The 13,178-nt window shown below is 72.8% G+C and carries 13 protein-coding genes; 5 read left to right on the forward strand and 8 right to left on the reverse strand.

Translation table 11 applies throughout. From position 1 onward, the window contains the following. Positions 1-161 precede the first annotated feature (161 nt). Positions 162-563, forward strand: a complete 402-nt coding sequence (locus ACWIFB_RS04215; RefSeq protein WP_452100937.1) for a hypothetical protein — start codon at positions 162-164, stop codon at positions 561-563. On the opposite strand, the gene ACWIFB_RS04220 is transcribed toward ACWIFB_RS04215, so the two are convergent. Next, on the reverse strand, positions 553-1,401 hold the full coding sequence (locus tag ACWIFB_RS04220; protein WP_452100938.1) for a tyrosine-protein phosphatase: 849 nt from the start codon (positions 1,399-1,401) through the stop codon (positions 553-555). The genes ACWIFB_RS04215 and ACWIFB_RS04220 overlap by 11 nt on opposite strands. A gap of 212 nt (positions 1,402-1,613) precedes the next feature. Between ACWIFB_RS04220 and ACWIFB_RS04225 the strand changes: the two genes are divergently transcribed. Together ACWIFB_RS04225 and ACWIFB_RS04230 are read left to right on the forward strand one after the other, a co-directional pair. Beyond that, on the forward strand, positions 1,614-3,341 hold the full coding sequence (locus ACWIFB_RS04225; protein WP_454057414.1) for an AMP-binding protein: 1,728 nt from the start codon (positions 1,614-1,616) through the stop codon (positions 3,339-3,341). A 25-nt stretch (positions 3,342-3,366) separates the two neighbouring features. After that, positions 3,367-4,458: an SMP-30/gluconolactonase/LRE family protein gene (locus ACWIFB_RS04230; RefSeq protein WP_454057415.1), complete on the forward strand. Its 1,092-nt coding sequence runs from the start codon at positions 3,367-3,369 to the stop codon at positions 4,456-4,458. A 33-nt stretch (positions 4,459-4,491) separates the two neighbouring features. On the opposite strand, the gene ACWIFB_RS04235 is transcribed toward ACWIFB_RS04230, so the two are convergent. Beyond that, positions 4,492-4,932, reverse strand: a complete 441-nt coding sequence (locus ACWIFB_RS04235) for a DUF4870 domain-containing protein (RefSeq protein ID WP_454057416.1) — start codon at positions 4,930-4,932, stop codon at positions 4,492-4,494. 90 nt (positions 4,933-5,022) lie between these two features. Between ACWIFB_RS04235 and ppc the strand changes: the two genes are divergently transcribed. Next, a complete protein-coding gene (ppc, locus tag ACWIFB_RS04240; RefSeq protein WP_454057417.1) occupies positions 5,023-7,950 on the forward strand; it encodes a phosphoenolpyruvate carboxylase in 2,928 nt (975 codons plus the stop codon). A gap of 120 nt (positions 7,951-8,070) precedes the next feature. On the opposite strand, the gene ACWIFB_RS04245 is transcribed toward ppc, so the two are convergent. The 4 genes from ACWIFB_RS04245 to ACWIFB_RS04260 are packed head-to-tail and all read right to left on the reverse strand — an operon-like array spanning position 8,071 to position 11,094. After that, a complete protein-coding gene (locus tag ACWIFB_RS04245; protein WP_454057418.1) occupies positions 8,071-9,252 on the reverse strand; it encodes an MFS transporter in 1,182 nt (393 codons plus the stop codon). A 26-nt stretch (positions 9,253-9,278) separates the two neighbouring features. Beyond that, positions 9,279-9,935, reverse strand: coding sequence for a LysE family translocator (locus tag ACWIFB_RS04250; RefSeq protein ID WP_454057419.1), 657 nt, complete (start codon positions 9,933-9,935; stop codon positions 9,279-9,281). Then, positions 9,932-10,576, reverse strand: a complete 645-nt coding sequence (locus ACWIFB_RS04255; RefSeq protein WP_454057420.1) for a methylated-DNA--[protein]-cysteine S-methyltransferase — start codon at positions 10,574-10,576, stop codon at positions 9,932-9,934. Before ACWIFB_RS04255 ends, ACWIFB_RS04250 begins: the two co-directional genes overlap by 4 nt. After that, entirely contained in the window at positions 10,573-11,094 is a 522-nt protein-coding gene (locus tag ACWIFB_RS04260; RefSeq protein WP_454057421.1) for an RNA polymerase sigma factor, read from the reverse strand. Before ACWIFB_RS04260 ends, ACWIFB_RS04255 begins: the two co-directional genes overlap by 4 nt. Before the next feature lie 241 nt (positions 11,095-11,335). Between ACWIFB_RS04260 and ACWIFB_RS04265 the strand changes: the two genes are divergently transcribed. Next, positions 11,336-12,313: an esterase/lipase family protein gene (locus ACWIFB_RS04265; RefSeq protein ID WP_454057422.1), complete on the forward strand. Its 978-nt coding sequence runs from the start codon at positions 11,336-11,338 to the stop codon at positions 12,311-12,313. A gap of 23 nt (positions 12,314-12,336) precedes the next feature. Here ACWIFB_RS04265 and ACWIFB_RS04270 read toward each other — a convergent pair whose 3' ends face one another. Continuing rightward, positions 12,337-12,810 carry a hypothetical protein gene (locus ACWIFB_RS04270; protein ID WP_454057423.1) on the reverse strand — a complete coding sequence of 158 codons (474 nt, stop codon included), beginning with the start codon at positions 12,808-12,810 and terminating at the stop codon, positions 12,337-12,339. Continuing rightward, positions 12,807-13,172 (reverse strand): MTH1187 family thiamine-binding protein, encoded by a 366-nt coding sequence (locus ACWIFB_RS04275; protein WP_454057424.1) that lies wholly within the window; start codon positions 13,170-13,172, stop codon positions 12,807-12,809. The genes ACWIFB_RS04270 and ACWIFB_RS04275 overlap by 4 nt, the downstream gene beginning before the upstream one ends. Positions 13,173-13,178: the final 6 nt, after the last annotated feature.

Below are 13,178 nucleotides of genomic sequence, written 5' to 3' on the forward strand. Positions count from 1 at the left end.
TACTCGGCCCGGATCAGCCGTCCGTTCTCCGCCTCGACCACGGGGGCTGTGACCGAAATCTCCTGACCACATCGCCGTGCTGACCTGCGGCGACGCCCACCGGTTGCAATCTTCAGGATTGTGGAAGGTTCGTCGCGACAGAACTACGTAGGGTCAAAAGTATGAGTAACCGTCTGGCACTGCAGGCGTGGGAGGGCCCGCAGCCTGACACCGAGCACACCGAGCACACCGAGCACGCCGACCCGGAGCATCCCGCGCCGGCGCCGTCCGCCGCGCACAGCAGCGCGGCGGGCACGGACGCGGCGCTCCTGCCGGCCCCACTGCACACACTGGGCGCCGCCACACTCGGTGGCCTGGCGGGGCTCGGAGCCGTCTACCTGGTGGCGTCGCGGCTGGCCGGGACGTTGGCGGCCGTGGCGGCCGTCGTCATGATCTTCGCCGTGACCATGGCCGGGCCCTGGGTCCACGCCCGCGCGGGCACCGAGCTGGGCCGCGTGATCGCCGTGGCGCTTCAGGCGGTGGCGTTCGGCGGCGCGATCGGCGGCCTGACCATCATGACCTGAGGCGCGTCCCCAGGGCGTCCACCGCGTCGCCGTCCATCCCGGCACCCTCGACGAGGTACCGGCGGATGTCACCGAACTCCTTCTCGAGCGCCGCGAGCGAGCGCCGCATGTTGGCCTCCTCGACGCCCATCAGCTCCTGGATCGCGTCGGCCTGGTGGGGCATCTTGACCCGCACGTACTGCATGATCGCCTCGGTGAGATCCGCGGTGTTCTTCTGCGAGATCATGTAGTCGGCCACCACGTCCTCGTGCGACACCCCGGCGAGCAGCTGCAGGATCGCGGAGGTCCAGCCCGTGCGGTCCTTTCCGGCGGTGCAGTGGACGATCGACGCCCCCGTCGACCCGGCCACGGCGGTGATCGCCCGGCCGAACGCGGTGCGCTCGGCGTCGCCGAGGATGAACTGCTCGTAGGTCTGGGCCATCTCGGCGCGCGCCTCGTCGACGCTCACGATCCCCGAGTTCATGAGGGTGGCCGCGCTGGACTTGCCCTGGAGGATGTCGACCTGCACATTCGTCGCACCCGGAACCGGGACGTCCGGCTGCTGGGACACCTCCATCTCGGTGCGCAGATCGACGATGGTGGTCACGCCGAGGGTTTCGAGAACGTCGACGTCGCCGCCCATGGCTGAGATCGCGGCGGACCGGAAGACGATCCCGCGCGCCATGGCCCCTGCGGGGGTGACCGGGTAGCCGGGCCCGGCCACGTCCCGGAAGTTGTGGATGCCGGACAGCGTGACCGCTCCGTCGGCGCCCTCGATCCGGCTGCGGACCACCGTGTCGTCGTCGTTCCCCCGGTCGATCTTCGTACCCGCGCTGCCGTTCCGGTCCTGTCCAGCCACTATCCTGCGCTCCTTAGGTGATCCGGACGCCGACGATCGAGCGCCATGAGGTCTTTCTTACCGCATTGCCGCGCCCGATGGTTCGCGGCTGCCTGACGAGTGTGGAGTATCGCCCCGGTCGGGGGCGGGGCGGCCGAGGCGCCCTGACAGGTGTCAGGAATGCGGGGTGATCCGCCGCCACGCGGCCCCGCCATGGCCTACTCTCGCGATCCATGGGCCCCGCCGCTATCACTCCCGGACGCTTCAACCCCGGGCACGCCATGCCGCACGCGACGTTCGGCGACATCCTGCTCGAGCGCGCGACCGACGACCACCCGGGCCTGCGCTTCGAGGACTCGTCATGGTCGTGGCGCGAGTTCGTGGCCGAGGCCGCCGTACGCGCGGAGATCCTGCGTGACCTGTCGCGGGAGTACGCCGGCTCCTACGCCGACCGGCCCGAGCGTTACCGCCGGCTGCATGTCGGCGTCCTGCTGGAGAACGTGCCCGAGTACCTGTTCCTGGTGTGCGGCGCCGCGATGGCGGGCGTGACGATCATCGGCATCAACCCCACGCGCCGCGGCGCGGAACTCGCCTCGGACATCCGCGGCGTCGACTGCGACGTGATAATCACCGACGACGACGGCGCCGCGCTGCTCGCCGGCCTGGACACCGGTGGCGCCGGGAGTGTGGGAGTGGAGTCCGCGCGGTGGCGGGAGCTGCTCGCCGCGCATGCCGGGGCCGAGCCGCGGCTGGACGAGGCCGCGCGCGACCCGCACACGCTGCTGGCCCTGCTGTTCACCTCGGGCTCGACGGGTGCGCCCAAGGCCGTGATGTGCTCGACCGGACGGCTGGCCATGCTCGGCACGGTCAACTTCCGGGGGCTGGTCCGCAGCGACGTCACCTACAACGCGATGCCGCTGTTCCACGGCAACGCCCTCATGGCCGCGTTCGCGCCGTCGGCCTACGTCGGCTGCACGTTCACGATGCGCCGCACGTTCTCGGCCTCGGGTTTCCTGCCCGACGTCCTGCGCTTCGGCGCCACCTACGTCAACTACGTCGGCCGCTCCCTGTCGTACGTACTGGCCCAGCCCGAGCGGCCGGAGGAGGCGCACACGGCGCTACGGATCGTGTTCGGCACCGAGGCCTCCGTGCACGACCGCGCCGAGTTCGCGCGCCGGTTCGGCGTGACGCCCGGCGAGTCCTACGGCAGCAGCGAGGGCGGCGTGGTGATCTCCCGGACCCCCGACACCCCGCCCGCCGCGCTCGGGGTCGCGGGGGCGCACATGGACGTCGCGATCCTCGACCCGCGCGGTCGCGAGTGCCCGCCGGCGCGCTTCGACGCCGACGGCGGGCTCGCCAACGCGGCCGAGGCGATCGGCGAGATCTGCAACCTCAGCGGTGCCGCGCTGTTCGAGGGCTACTACCGCAACCCGGAGGCCACCGCCGAGCGCAATATCGGCGACGTCTTCCACTCAGGCGACCTGGGCTACAAGGACCCGGACGGCTTCTTCTACTTCGCGGGCCGCTCCGGCGACAAGATCCGCGTGGACAGCGAGAACTTCTCCGCCGGCCCGATCGAGCGGATCCTCGATCGCTTCCCCGGCGTGCTCGTGGTGGCCGTGTACCCCGTGCCCGACCCCCGCACGGGCGACCAGGTGATGGCCGCGATCCAGCTCGAACCCGGGGCCCGCTTCGACCCGGCCGCCTTCGGCGGGTTCTGCCGCGCCCAGCCCGACATGGGTACCAAGTGGGCGCCCCGTTTCGTGCGGATCCTCGAGGCGATGCCGGTCACCGCCACCCGCAAGATCTCCAAGCCGAGCCTGCGTCGCGAATCCTGGACCGAGCCGGGTGAGGTCTACCTGCGGGATCCTTCCGGCGAGTACCGCCTGCTGACCGACGCCGACCGCGCCGCGCTGCTCGCCCAGTACGAGACCCACGGCCGCCGACCCGCCGGCGTGTGAGTGAGCGGGGTGTGAAGATAGGACCATGCAGCCTCTCCGCCCGGTGATCGCGGCCCTCGGTGTCGCCGTCGTCGTCGTCCCCACCGTCGCTCTGACCGGCGCCGCGTCCGCCGACCCGCTCGGCTCGGCGGTGGTCGGCGCGGCCACCTCGCTGGGTGCCGTCGGTGCGCCCGCGTCGGGGTCGGTGGAGGCGTTGCCGTCGGGCTCCCACGCGGGCTCGGTCGACGCGCTCGACGCCGGGTCGGACGCGGCGTTCGGCCTGGGGGCGTCCTCGGACTCCGCCGGGGCCCCGATCGGCGCGTGCGAGGGCCCCACGCCGCGCGTGATGACGTTCGGCACCACCCCGCCGCCGGTGCTGGGCTGGACCGAGAACATGGCGTTCGACGGCGAGGGGCGCCTGTGGGTGTCGAAGACGTTCCTGGACCGCGTCGACGCGTACGACGACGACGGCGAGGTGGTCGCCAGCGTCCCCGTGCGCGCGCCCGGGGGAATCGCCCCGGGTCCCGACGGGCGCATGCACGTCGCGGCCGGCACCGGCTACCTCGCCGACCGCTCCGACCTCGTCACCTTCGACCCCGCGGCGGAGCGGCCGGAGGCGCGCATCGAGGCCCGGCTGGAGAACCGGAAGAACGGGCTGGCCGTGGATTCAGACGGCAACCGCTACCTCACGAGCCTCGAGGACACCGGGCTGACCAGGGTCGGTCCGGACGGCGAGGTGGACCACGACTGGTCGCGGGCCGCCACGCTCGGGGTGTCCAACGGCATCGCGATCGAGGGCGACACCGCGTACGTCACGCAGTCCACCGACCGGACCGTGGTGCACGCCGTCCCACTGGACCGGCCGGGCGAGTGGACCACCACCGAGCTGACCGCGCCGCCCACCACGCCGCGGGGGCTCGACGATCTCGACATCACCGCCGAGGCGCTGTTCGTGACCTCGTGGTCCTCCGGCGAGGTGTACCGGATCGACCGGGCCAGCGGCGAGGCGTGCGTGCTGGTCGGCGGGATCCCGCGGGCGACGAGCGTGCTGGTGGCCGACGGGTTCGGCGACTTCGGGCCGGGCGACCTGCTGGTCACCTCACTGCACGGGCCGATCCGGCACGTGGCGCTGGGCTGAGGCCGGAGTCAGAAGCGGCTCAGCACGCGCGGCTCAGCGCAGAACCTTGAGCTGGAACGGGTAGTTCATCGTCTCGCCCTTGGTCGCACGGAGGGTGCCGATCACGTGGCCGATGATCTGGCCGAGGAAGGACACCGCGAGCAGGATCAGACCGATCGGGATGCCGATGACCGTGATGATGAAGATCCAGCCGACGATGCTCATCAGCCACAGGCCGAGGTTGAAGTTGAACGAGCCCGCGGCGGCCTGGCGGACGAACGGGCTGCGGTCCTTGTAGATCAGCCACATCACGAGCGGGCCGACGAAGGACAGCCACCCGGCCGAGATCACCATGGCGATGACGCTGGAGGCGTGCGCGAGGGCCGCGGCGGTGCGGTGTTCGGAGTCGACCGGGACGGGCTGGCCAGGCTGGTGGCCGTAGGGGCCACCGGGGGTGGGCTCGCCGTACTGCTGGAATCCGGGCTGCTGCGTCATGCCTCCAGTGTCCTCGCCTGGCGGCGGGCCCGCATCAGGGATGTCCCGGGGATTCACGCGGATGTCACACCCCGCGCCTACCCTGGCGCCATGGCCGACCACTCCGCGCCCGACCACAGCGAGCCCACCCAGTCCGAGTCCGTTCTGCCCCCGGCCGTCACGACCGACGGGCCCGACCCGCTCGAGGGGGCCGTCGCCCCGTTGCGGGACGACGTGCGGTTCCTCGGCGCACTGCTGGGCGACACCGTTCGCGAACAGGAGGGCCGCGAGGTCTTCGACCTGGTGGAGACCGCCCGTCGCACCGCGTTCGCCGTCCGCCGCTCGCAGGCCGACCGCGACGAGGTGGCCGCCCTGTTCACCGACGTGCCCACCGATCGGGTGATCCCGGTGATCCGCGCGTTCTCTCTGTTCGCGCTCCTGGCCAACGTCGCCGAGGACCTGCACCAGGAGCGCCGCCGCCGGATCCACACCGCCGCCGGCGAGCCCCCGCCGGACGGCGATCTCGACGCGACCTGGGCCCGCCTGGCGGACGCCGAACCCGATCCCGAGCGGCTGGCCGCCGTCCGCGCCACCGCCCGCGTCGCGCCCGTGCTCACCGCCCACCCCACCGAGACGCGCCGCCGGACGGTCTTCCAGGTCACCCGGCGGATGCTCGACCTCATGCGCCGCCGCGACGCCCTGCGCACCGGCCCCGCTGACCGGGTGTCGGAGGCGGAGATCGAGGCGATCGAACTCGACATCCGCCGCCAGGTGCTCACCCTGTGGCAGACGGCCATCATCCGCAGCGAACGGCCCCGCATCGAGGACGAGGTCCTGGGCGGACTGCAGTACCACGAGGCCACGCTCATGGACGTGATCCCGCCACTCAACGCGGAGATCGCCGAACGGCTGGGCTGCGGCGACCGACCCATGGTGCGCCCCGGCTCGTGGATCGGCGGGGATCGCGACGGCAACCCGTACGTCACCGGGGACGTGGTGCGGTTCGCCACCGGCCAGGCCGCCGCGCTGCTGCACCGGCACTACGCCGACCAGCTGCGACTGCTCGAGCGGGAACTGTCCCTCTCGCAGCGCCTGGTGGAGGTGCCCGCCGAGCTGCGAGACCTCGCGGACTCTCTCGCGGAGACCGACGAGCGGGGTGCCGCGGCGCGCGAGGACGTCCCGTTCCGCCGCGCCGTGCGGGTGGTCCGGCGCCGGCTCGCTGAGCGGGAGAGGGCGTTGTCGTCGTCGGGATCATCGCGCGGGGCGGTGGGTGCGGCCGGTGGCGACGACGACGAGGCCTCCACCCCGGCCCCGTACACCTCCCCCGCGCAGATGCTGGCGGACCTCGACGTGATCGACGTCGCGCTCGGTGACGTCGGCGGCGACCTGCTGCGGACGCCGCGCCTGCGTGACCTGCGGTGGGCGGTGCGCACGTTCGGGTTCCACCTCCAGGCGCTGGACATGCGGCAGAACTCGGAGTCCCACGAGGAACTGCTCGGCGAGCTGTTCGCACTGGCAGGCGTGAGCGAGGACTATGCGGCGCTCGACGAGGACGCGCGCGTGAAGCTGCTGCTGGCCGAGCTGTCGCACAACCGGCCGCTGCTCGGCCCGCGCGCGGAGCTGTCCGAGACGGCGGCGCGCGAGCTGGGCGTCATGCGGGCGGCGGCCGCGGCCGTGGACCTGCTCGGGCCCGAGGTGGTGCCGCACTACATCGTGTCGATGTGCGGGTCCGTGTCCGACCTGCTCGAGCCCGCGATCCTGCTGCGCGAGGTGGGACTGTTCTCCGGCGATCCGGCCGAGCCGCGGTCGGGCGTGCGGCTCATCCCGCTGCTCGAGACCATCGACGACCTGGCGGCCGGGCCCGGCATCCTCGACGCCGCGCTGGCGATCCCGCAGTTCCGGGCGCTCGTGCGCGGGCAGGGTGACGTGCTCGAGGTGATGCTCGGCTACTCGGACTCCAACAAGGACGGCGGCTACCTGGCCGCCAACTGGGCGCTGTATGAGGCCGAACGCGATCTCGCCGAGAGCGCGGCCCGCGCCGGCGTGCACCTGCGCTACTTCCACGGCCGCGGCGGCGCGGTGGGCCGGGGCGGTGGCAACTCCTACGACGCGATCCTCGCCCAGCCGCCCGGTGCGGTGCAGGGGGCGCTGCGTATCACCGAGCAGGGCGAGGTCATCTCGGCCAAGTACTCCGAGCCGCAGCGGGCGCGCCGGAACCTGGAAGCGCTGGTCGCGGCCACGCTCGAGGCCTCGCTGCTGGACGTCGAGGGACTGGGCGAGGATGCCGGCGAGGCCTACGAGGTGATGGGTGAGCTCGCGCGGCTCGGGCGCGAGGCGTACGCGTCGCTGGTTCACTCCGACCCCGGGTTCATCGAGTACTTCACCACCTCGACGCCGGTCAGCGAGATCGGGGAGCTCAACATCGGGTCCCGGCCCACATCCCGGAAGCAGACCGCCGGGGTCGAGGACCTCCGGGCGATTCCGTGGGTGCTGTCGTGGTCGCAGTCGCGGGTGATGCTGCCCGGCTGGTTCGGGGTGGGCACGGCGCTGCGGCAATGGGTCGACGGCGAGGGCTCGGCGGGTAGCGCGGCCGGCTCCTCTGCCAGCTCCTCTGCCGGATCCTCGCCCGGGGAGCGGCTCGCCACGCTGCGGCGGCTGTACGCCGACTGGCCGTTCCTGCGCACCACGCTGTCCAACATGGCGCAGGTGATGGCCAAGGCCGACATGGATCTCGCGGGCCGCTACGCCTCGCTGGTTCCCGACGCCGAGGTGGGCCGCCGCATCCACGGCGTCATCTCGGAGGAGTTCGACCTGGCGCGCGAGATGCTGCTGTCGGTGACCGGCCACGAGACGCTCCTCGACGACAACCCGGCGCTCGCCCGGTCCGTCCGCAACCGCTTCCCGTACCTCGAGCCGCTCAACGTCCTGCAGGTCGAGCTGCTGCGCCGCTACCGGTCCGGAGACGAGGACCCGAAGGTCCGCACCGGCATCCAACTGACCATGAACGGCCTGGCCACGGCGCTACGCAACTCCGGCTGACCGGCCCCCTTTCCTCCTCAAGAGCGTTCGGCACACGTTTCGCCAGAAGCACCTGCGCCGAACGCTCTTATCAATGAGGTGGCGGGGCGGCGAGACGGCGGGGTGCACCGGGACCGGCGGTCAGCGGAGTTGGCGGGCCGTCAGCGGGATCAGCAGCGCGCACACCACCGCGATCGCGGCGATCCACGGCACCGGCCCGCCGAAGCGCGAGAGCTCGGCGACCACGTACGGGGTGGCCATCCCCAGGTAGGCGATCACGTAGAACACGGCCACGAGCCCGGCGTGATCGCGCGGGCCGGCCTGCAGTTCGACCTCCACCAGGCCCGCGACCAGCAGCGTTCCGTAGCCGATGCCCAGCAGCACCGCGACGGGCAGCAGCCACAGCGCACGGCCCGGCAGGCTCGAGGCGGCGGCCAGGATCGCGCCGGCAGCCATGCCGAGCGAGGCGGCCGCGAGCCCGACGATCGGCGGGCGGGACGCGGGCGCGGTCTCGGCGAGTCGGCGGATCACCGGCTGGATCAGCACGCCGGACCCCAGCGTCACGCCCACCATCACGCCCGCGTACGCGGTGGGCATGCCCCAGGCGTCGCCGCCGAGCAGGTCCGCCAGCACCGCGAACGACATGCTCGCGCAGCCGAACACCAGCCACGCCCACGGCGCCACGCCCAGCAGGAAGCGGCGCCTGCTGGCGCTGGCGGGGAGGAGCGGCGACGGCGCGGTCTGCCCCGAGGGCTGGTACGGGTCGGCCGCGTTCCACGCCGCCACCAGCGCGAGGGCGCCCAGGACGAGGTGCGGCACGTACGGCGAGATCATCGGCGCGGGCGCCCACTGGCCGATCAGCCCGGCGACCAATCCGCCGAGCCCGAACCCGCCCGTCAGGGCGATGGCGGCCCGCCGCGCGCCCGTGCCCGGCGGGTCCCCGGCGGAGAGCTCGCGCACCCAGGCACTGCCTGCCCCGAACGCGGCGCCGGAGGCGAGCCCGGCCAGGAACCGGCCGGCATAGAGCCACAGCGGGTCCTGGGGCCCGAAGAACATGCAGACGGTCGCGACCAGCGACAGCACCAGCACCGGACGCATGAGCACGCGCCGCCCGTTACGGTCCGACCAGCGGCCCGCCACCAGCAGCGTGGGCAGCAGTCCGACGATGTACACGCTGAACATCGCGGTGACGTCGGACTGTGAGAGCCCCTGGTCGGTGCGGTACAGGAACAGCAGCGGCGCGAACTGGTTGGCGCCCCACCCCACGGCGAACACCGCGAGGGCTGCGCGCAGCCAGCTGCGGTGGTCAACGTGAGAATCCATGCAGGAGAACTTAGCCCGCCACCCGGTCAGGCGAGCGCGGCGACGACGAAGGCCACCCCCACGCCGACGAACACCGCGCTGGCCACGAGGTCGACCCACGGCAGCAGTCGGCCGACACGCTCGTTGACCACCCGGTGCGACGCGACCAGCGCGAGCCCGCCGAACCAGGCCAGCGCGACGGCGATCAGCCCCGCGACGATCCCCACCGACGCCACCACCGAGACCTCGCCACTCAAGAACGGCGTGAGCACGGCGCCGAAGAACACGAGCGCCTTGGGGTTGGCGAGGTTGGTGAGCAGTCCGCGCATGAAATCGGCCCGCGGCAGCAGATCGTGCGCGGGCGGCGCGGGCGGCGCGGGCGGGGCGGGCTGGGCCGAGGCGGGCGGGGTCGCGCGAGATCGCCACCAGCCGCGCAGTCCGAGCACACCGAGGGTGGCCAGCAGCAGTCCGCCGGCGACCTGGAGCACAACCATGACCTGCGGGTACACGCGGACGAGCGCCGCGACGCCGGCGAACGCGGCCACGAGCCACACCGACAGTCCGGCGACGATGCCCACCGCGGTGGCCACCCCCTGTCGCCGCCCGGCGAGGGATCGCTGGAGGACGACGACGACGTCGGGCCCCGGCGAGATGACGGCCACCACCCACACCGCGAACAGCGCGGTCACGGCGGCAGCGGTCACGCGGCCGATTCCATCGCGAGGAGCCGCTGCTTCGCCTCGACGCCGCCGCGGTACCCGCCGAGCCCGCCGTCGGAGCGCAGGATCCGGTGGCACGGCCACACCAGCGGGAGCGGATTGGTGGCGCACGCGGTGCCCACCGCCCGGACGGCACCGGGCCGGTCGAGTTCCGCTGCGAGCTGCTTGTAGGTGGCGGTTCGGCCATAGGCGACGTCGGCGAGGTGACGCTGCACCTGCCCGCGGAAGCCGGTCGCCAGGCGGGTGTCGAGCGGCAGGTCGAAGTCGCGGCGGTCGCCGGTGAGGTACTCGTCGAGCTGGCCGGCGGCCGCGTCGAGGACCGCCGGGATGCCGGCAGCGCCCGGCCCGTCGGCACGCAGCACGCGGGGGCCGACGCGGGTCGCGAGCATGTCGAGGACGTGGGCGGTGTTCTCAACCTCGAACGCCACGTAGACCAGACCGTCAGTGGTCGCCGCCAGGAGGAGCCCGCCGATCGGCGAGTCGACCACCCGGTAGGCCACATCCACCAGGTCACCGCGTACGGCCTCGGCGGCCAGTCGATCGCGCAGGCCGGCGATGTCGGCGGGGGCGCCCCGCAGGCGCTCGACCGTGCGGTCGGCCGTCCGCTCGGTGTCGTGATCGGTCATGATTCCTGCTCCTTCACCATCGTCCTGCGCAGGGCGGCCACCCCGTCCGACGCGGCGCGCCTGGCCGCCGCCTCCGAACCCCCCGTCAATGCCGCTATCTCGGAATACCGGAGACCGCCCAGGTACCGGTAGGCCACACAGACCCGCTGCCGGGCCGGCAGGGCCGAGACCATGGTCCAGATCTCGTGATCGTCGACGGTGACGGCGGGGTTGTCGTCGTCGTCGTCATTTCCTCCCACGCCACGCGCGTCGAGGAGCGCGAGGTCGTCGGCGCCCCCGCCGGGGGCATCCGCGCGCGCGGATGCGCGGACGACATCCACGGCCCGTCGGTGCGCGACCCGGACCAGCCAGGCCTCGACGTTCGTGTCCTCCGGCAGGTCCGGCCACGCGCGCAATGCCGAGAGGAAGGTCTCGGACCAGGCGTCGTCGGCGTCGGCGCCGGGGCCCAGCACCGCGCGGCAGACCCGCAGGACGGTGGGTCCGTGGCGCTGTACCGCCGCGTCGAAGGCTGACCTCATGGTCCGATTCTCCCCTCCCCGTCCGGCGGCCCGCGCGGGGCCGTTTAGGAGGTAGTCGCGTCCGGCGGCATTTCCGTGAGGTGGCGGCGTGAGATGGCGGGATGTCCGAAGGGAGAGCAGGCGCGACGGGAAGCGACGGGTGGCCGCTCGACCGGGGCAGATTCTCAGGTCGCGCCTGTTCACTTTCGCGCGAACCGCTCGCATACTGTGATCAGCCTCACTTCTCCCCCTCGGAGCCGTCATGTTCTTCCCCCGCCGTAGTGCCTCGCTTCCCTCTCGGTCCCGGCTGGCCGGTCTGATCACCGCCGCCGCGCTCGCGATCCCGCTCGTGGCCGGGCCGGGGGTGGGCGCCGCGGCCGCGCAGTCGTTGGAGGAGGGGGCGATCGGGGAGCAAGTACGCGCGCTCGAGGAGTCCGAGGAGTTCGGCCACCACGTGACCGCTGCCCTCAACGGCGCCAACGGCCCGCTCGGCGCGCCGGGCCCGCCCGCCGTCGTGGACACGCCGGTCAACTGTCGGCCGACGCCCGCGCATCCGCGGCCGGTCATCCTCGTGCACGGCACCTTCGACAACGGCCCCAACACCATGCCGCGTTTCGGCGTGCCGCTGCAGCAGCAGGGCTTCTGCGTGATCGCCCCGACGCTCGGCGCCTACGCCGCCAAGCCGGAGCGGGGCGGGCTCGACTCGATCGTCGGGGCCTCTGGCCCGCAGCTCGCCGGGGTGATCGACCACGTCCGGGCGGTGACCGGTGCCGAGCAGGTCGACCTGGTGGGTTACTCGCAGGGCGCGGCGATCGCCGGCTACACGACCAAGATGCTGCGACCGGGTGCTGTCGGGCGCGTGGTGTCGGTCGGCGGGTTCTGGGGTGGCAACCATGGCGGGCTCGTCCCCGATGGCCTCCCGTCCGAGGCCGCCGTCGCCGGACTGTGGGCCGCCAACCTGCGCGGACTCGCCGAGCTGGCGCCACACAGCCCGATGCTCGTGGCGTGGAACGGCCTCGAGGGCAGCCCGTATCTGCCGGGGGTCGACTACACGATCATCGCGACCCGCGGCGACGAGCTGCTGCCGCCCGAGCGCAGCTTCGTCGCGGGACCGGGCGTCCGGACCGTTGTCTCCGAGGACGCGTGCGGCGGCGGGCCGACGAGCCATGCCGGGATGTCGGTGGACACGCGCACGCACGCGCTGGTGTCACAGGCGCTCGGTGGGACGGGCGGCTGCTGACGACCGAGGGCCGGCCCGGCGGATCAGGCGTTATCGCGCGGCTGCTCCTGCTTGTCTCCCCGTTTGTGCGCCTGCATGAGCTCGTAGGCGTCACGCAGGCCCAGTCCCGGATGCGCCACCCGCAGCCGGCGGACGGTGTCGACTTCTCCTGCCGCCTGCTGCGCGGTGGCCTCCACCTCCGCGGACGATATGCCGGCGACGATGCGCTGCGAACGATCTTCGGCGGCACCGGCGAACCACCACTGGTGGGCGGCCGAGGCGAAGAGCAACGCCGCGAGCGCACCCCACAGCAGGAAATCGACCACGGACGCGTCCTCCGAGAACACCGTGCCACCGAGCACGACCAGCGCACCTATCCCGCCGGCCAGCGTGGTCACCGTGTACGCGATGGTCTGCCCGCTCCGCCTGCGCCGCGCACCCGTCTCGGTCGCGACCTCCCCCACAGCGGGCCGGTCAGCAGAGTGGGGCGACTGCTCGGCGGAGCCACCGGAGGTCATCGGCGGGCTGCCTCGTCGTCGTCGGACCCGGGAGCCCCGCCACCCCCGGAGGCGTCGTCCGAGCCCGCGAGCCGACGCTCGACCCTCTCGACCTTGCCCGCGATTTCCCCGCTGCGCCCCGGCCGCAGGTCCGCCTTGAGAACGAGGCTCACCCGCGGCGAGACGGCCAGGACGGCGTCGGTCGCGGCGCGAATCACCGGCATGACCTCGTCCCACTCACCTTCGATGGTGGTGAACATCGAGGTGGTCTCGTGGGGCAGGCCCGAGTCGCGCACGACGCGCACGGCTTCGGCGACCGCCTCACTCATGGAGGCGGTCTCGTCAGCGGTCGTGGTAGGGGCTACGGAGAACGCGAACAGCATGCGCAC

The sequence above is a fragment of the Dietzia sp. NPDC055340 genome (assembly GCF_053645335.1).

Bases quoted from the DNA above. Each gene is read 5' to 3' on its own strand.
- ACWIFB_RS04215 (WP_452100937.1), top strand. From the start codon at position 162: ATGAGTAACCGTCTGGCACTGCAGGCGTGGGAGGGCCCGCAGCCTGAC.
- ACWIFB_RS04225 (WP_454057414.1), top strand. From the start codon at position 1,614: ATGGGCCCCGCCGCTATCACTCCCGGACGCTTCAACCCCGGGCACGCC.
- ACWIFB_RS04230 (WP_454057415.1), top strand. From the start codon at position 3,367: ATGCAGCCTCTCCGCCCGGTGATCGCGGCCCTCGGTGTCGCCGTCGTC.
- ACWIFB_RS04235 (WP_454057416.1), bottom strand. From the start codon at position 4,932: ATGACGCAGCAGCCCGGATTCCAGCAGTACGGCGAGCCCACCCCCGGT.
- ppc (WP_454057417.1), top strand. From the start codon at position 5,023: ATGGCCGACCACTCCGCGCCCGACCACAGCGAGCCCACCCAGTCCGAG.
- ACWIFB_RS04245 (WP_454057418.1), bottom strand. From the start codon at position 9,252: ATGGATTCTCACGTTGACCACCGCAGCTGGCTGCGCGCAGCCCTCGCG.
- ACWIFB_RS04255 (WP_454057420.1), bottom strand. From the start codon at position 10,576: ATGACCGATCACGACACCGAGCGGACGGCCGACCGCACGGTCGAGCGC.
- ACWIFB_RS04260 (WP_454057421.1), bottom strand. From the start codon at position 11,094: ATGAGGTCAGCCTTCGACGCGGCGGTACAGCGCCACGGACCCACCGTC.
- ACWIFB_RS04265 (WP_454057422.1), top strand. From the start codon at position 11,336: ATGTTCTTCCCCCGCCGTAGTGCCTCGCTTCCCTCTCGGTCCCGGCTG.
- ACWIFB_RS04270 (WP_454057423.1), bottom strand. From the start codon at position 12,810: ATGACCTCCGGTGGCTCCGCCGAGCAGTCGCCCCACTCTGCTGACCGG.
- ACWIFB_RS04275 (WP_454057424.1), bottom strand. From the start codon at position 13,172: ATGCTGTTCGCGTTCTCCGTAGCCCCTACCACGACCGCTGACGAGACC.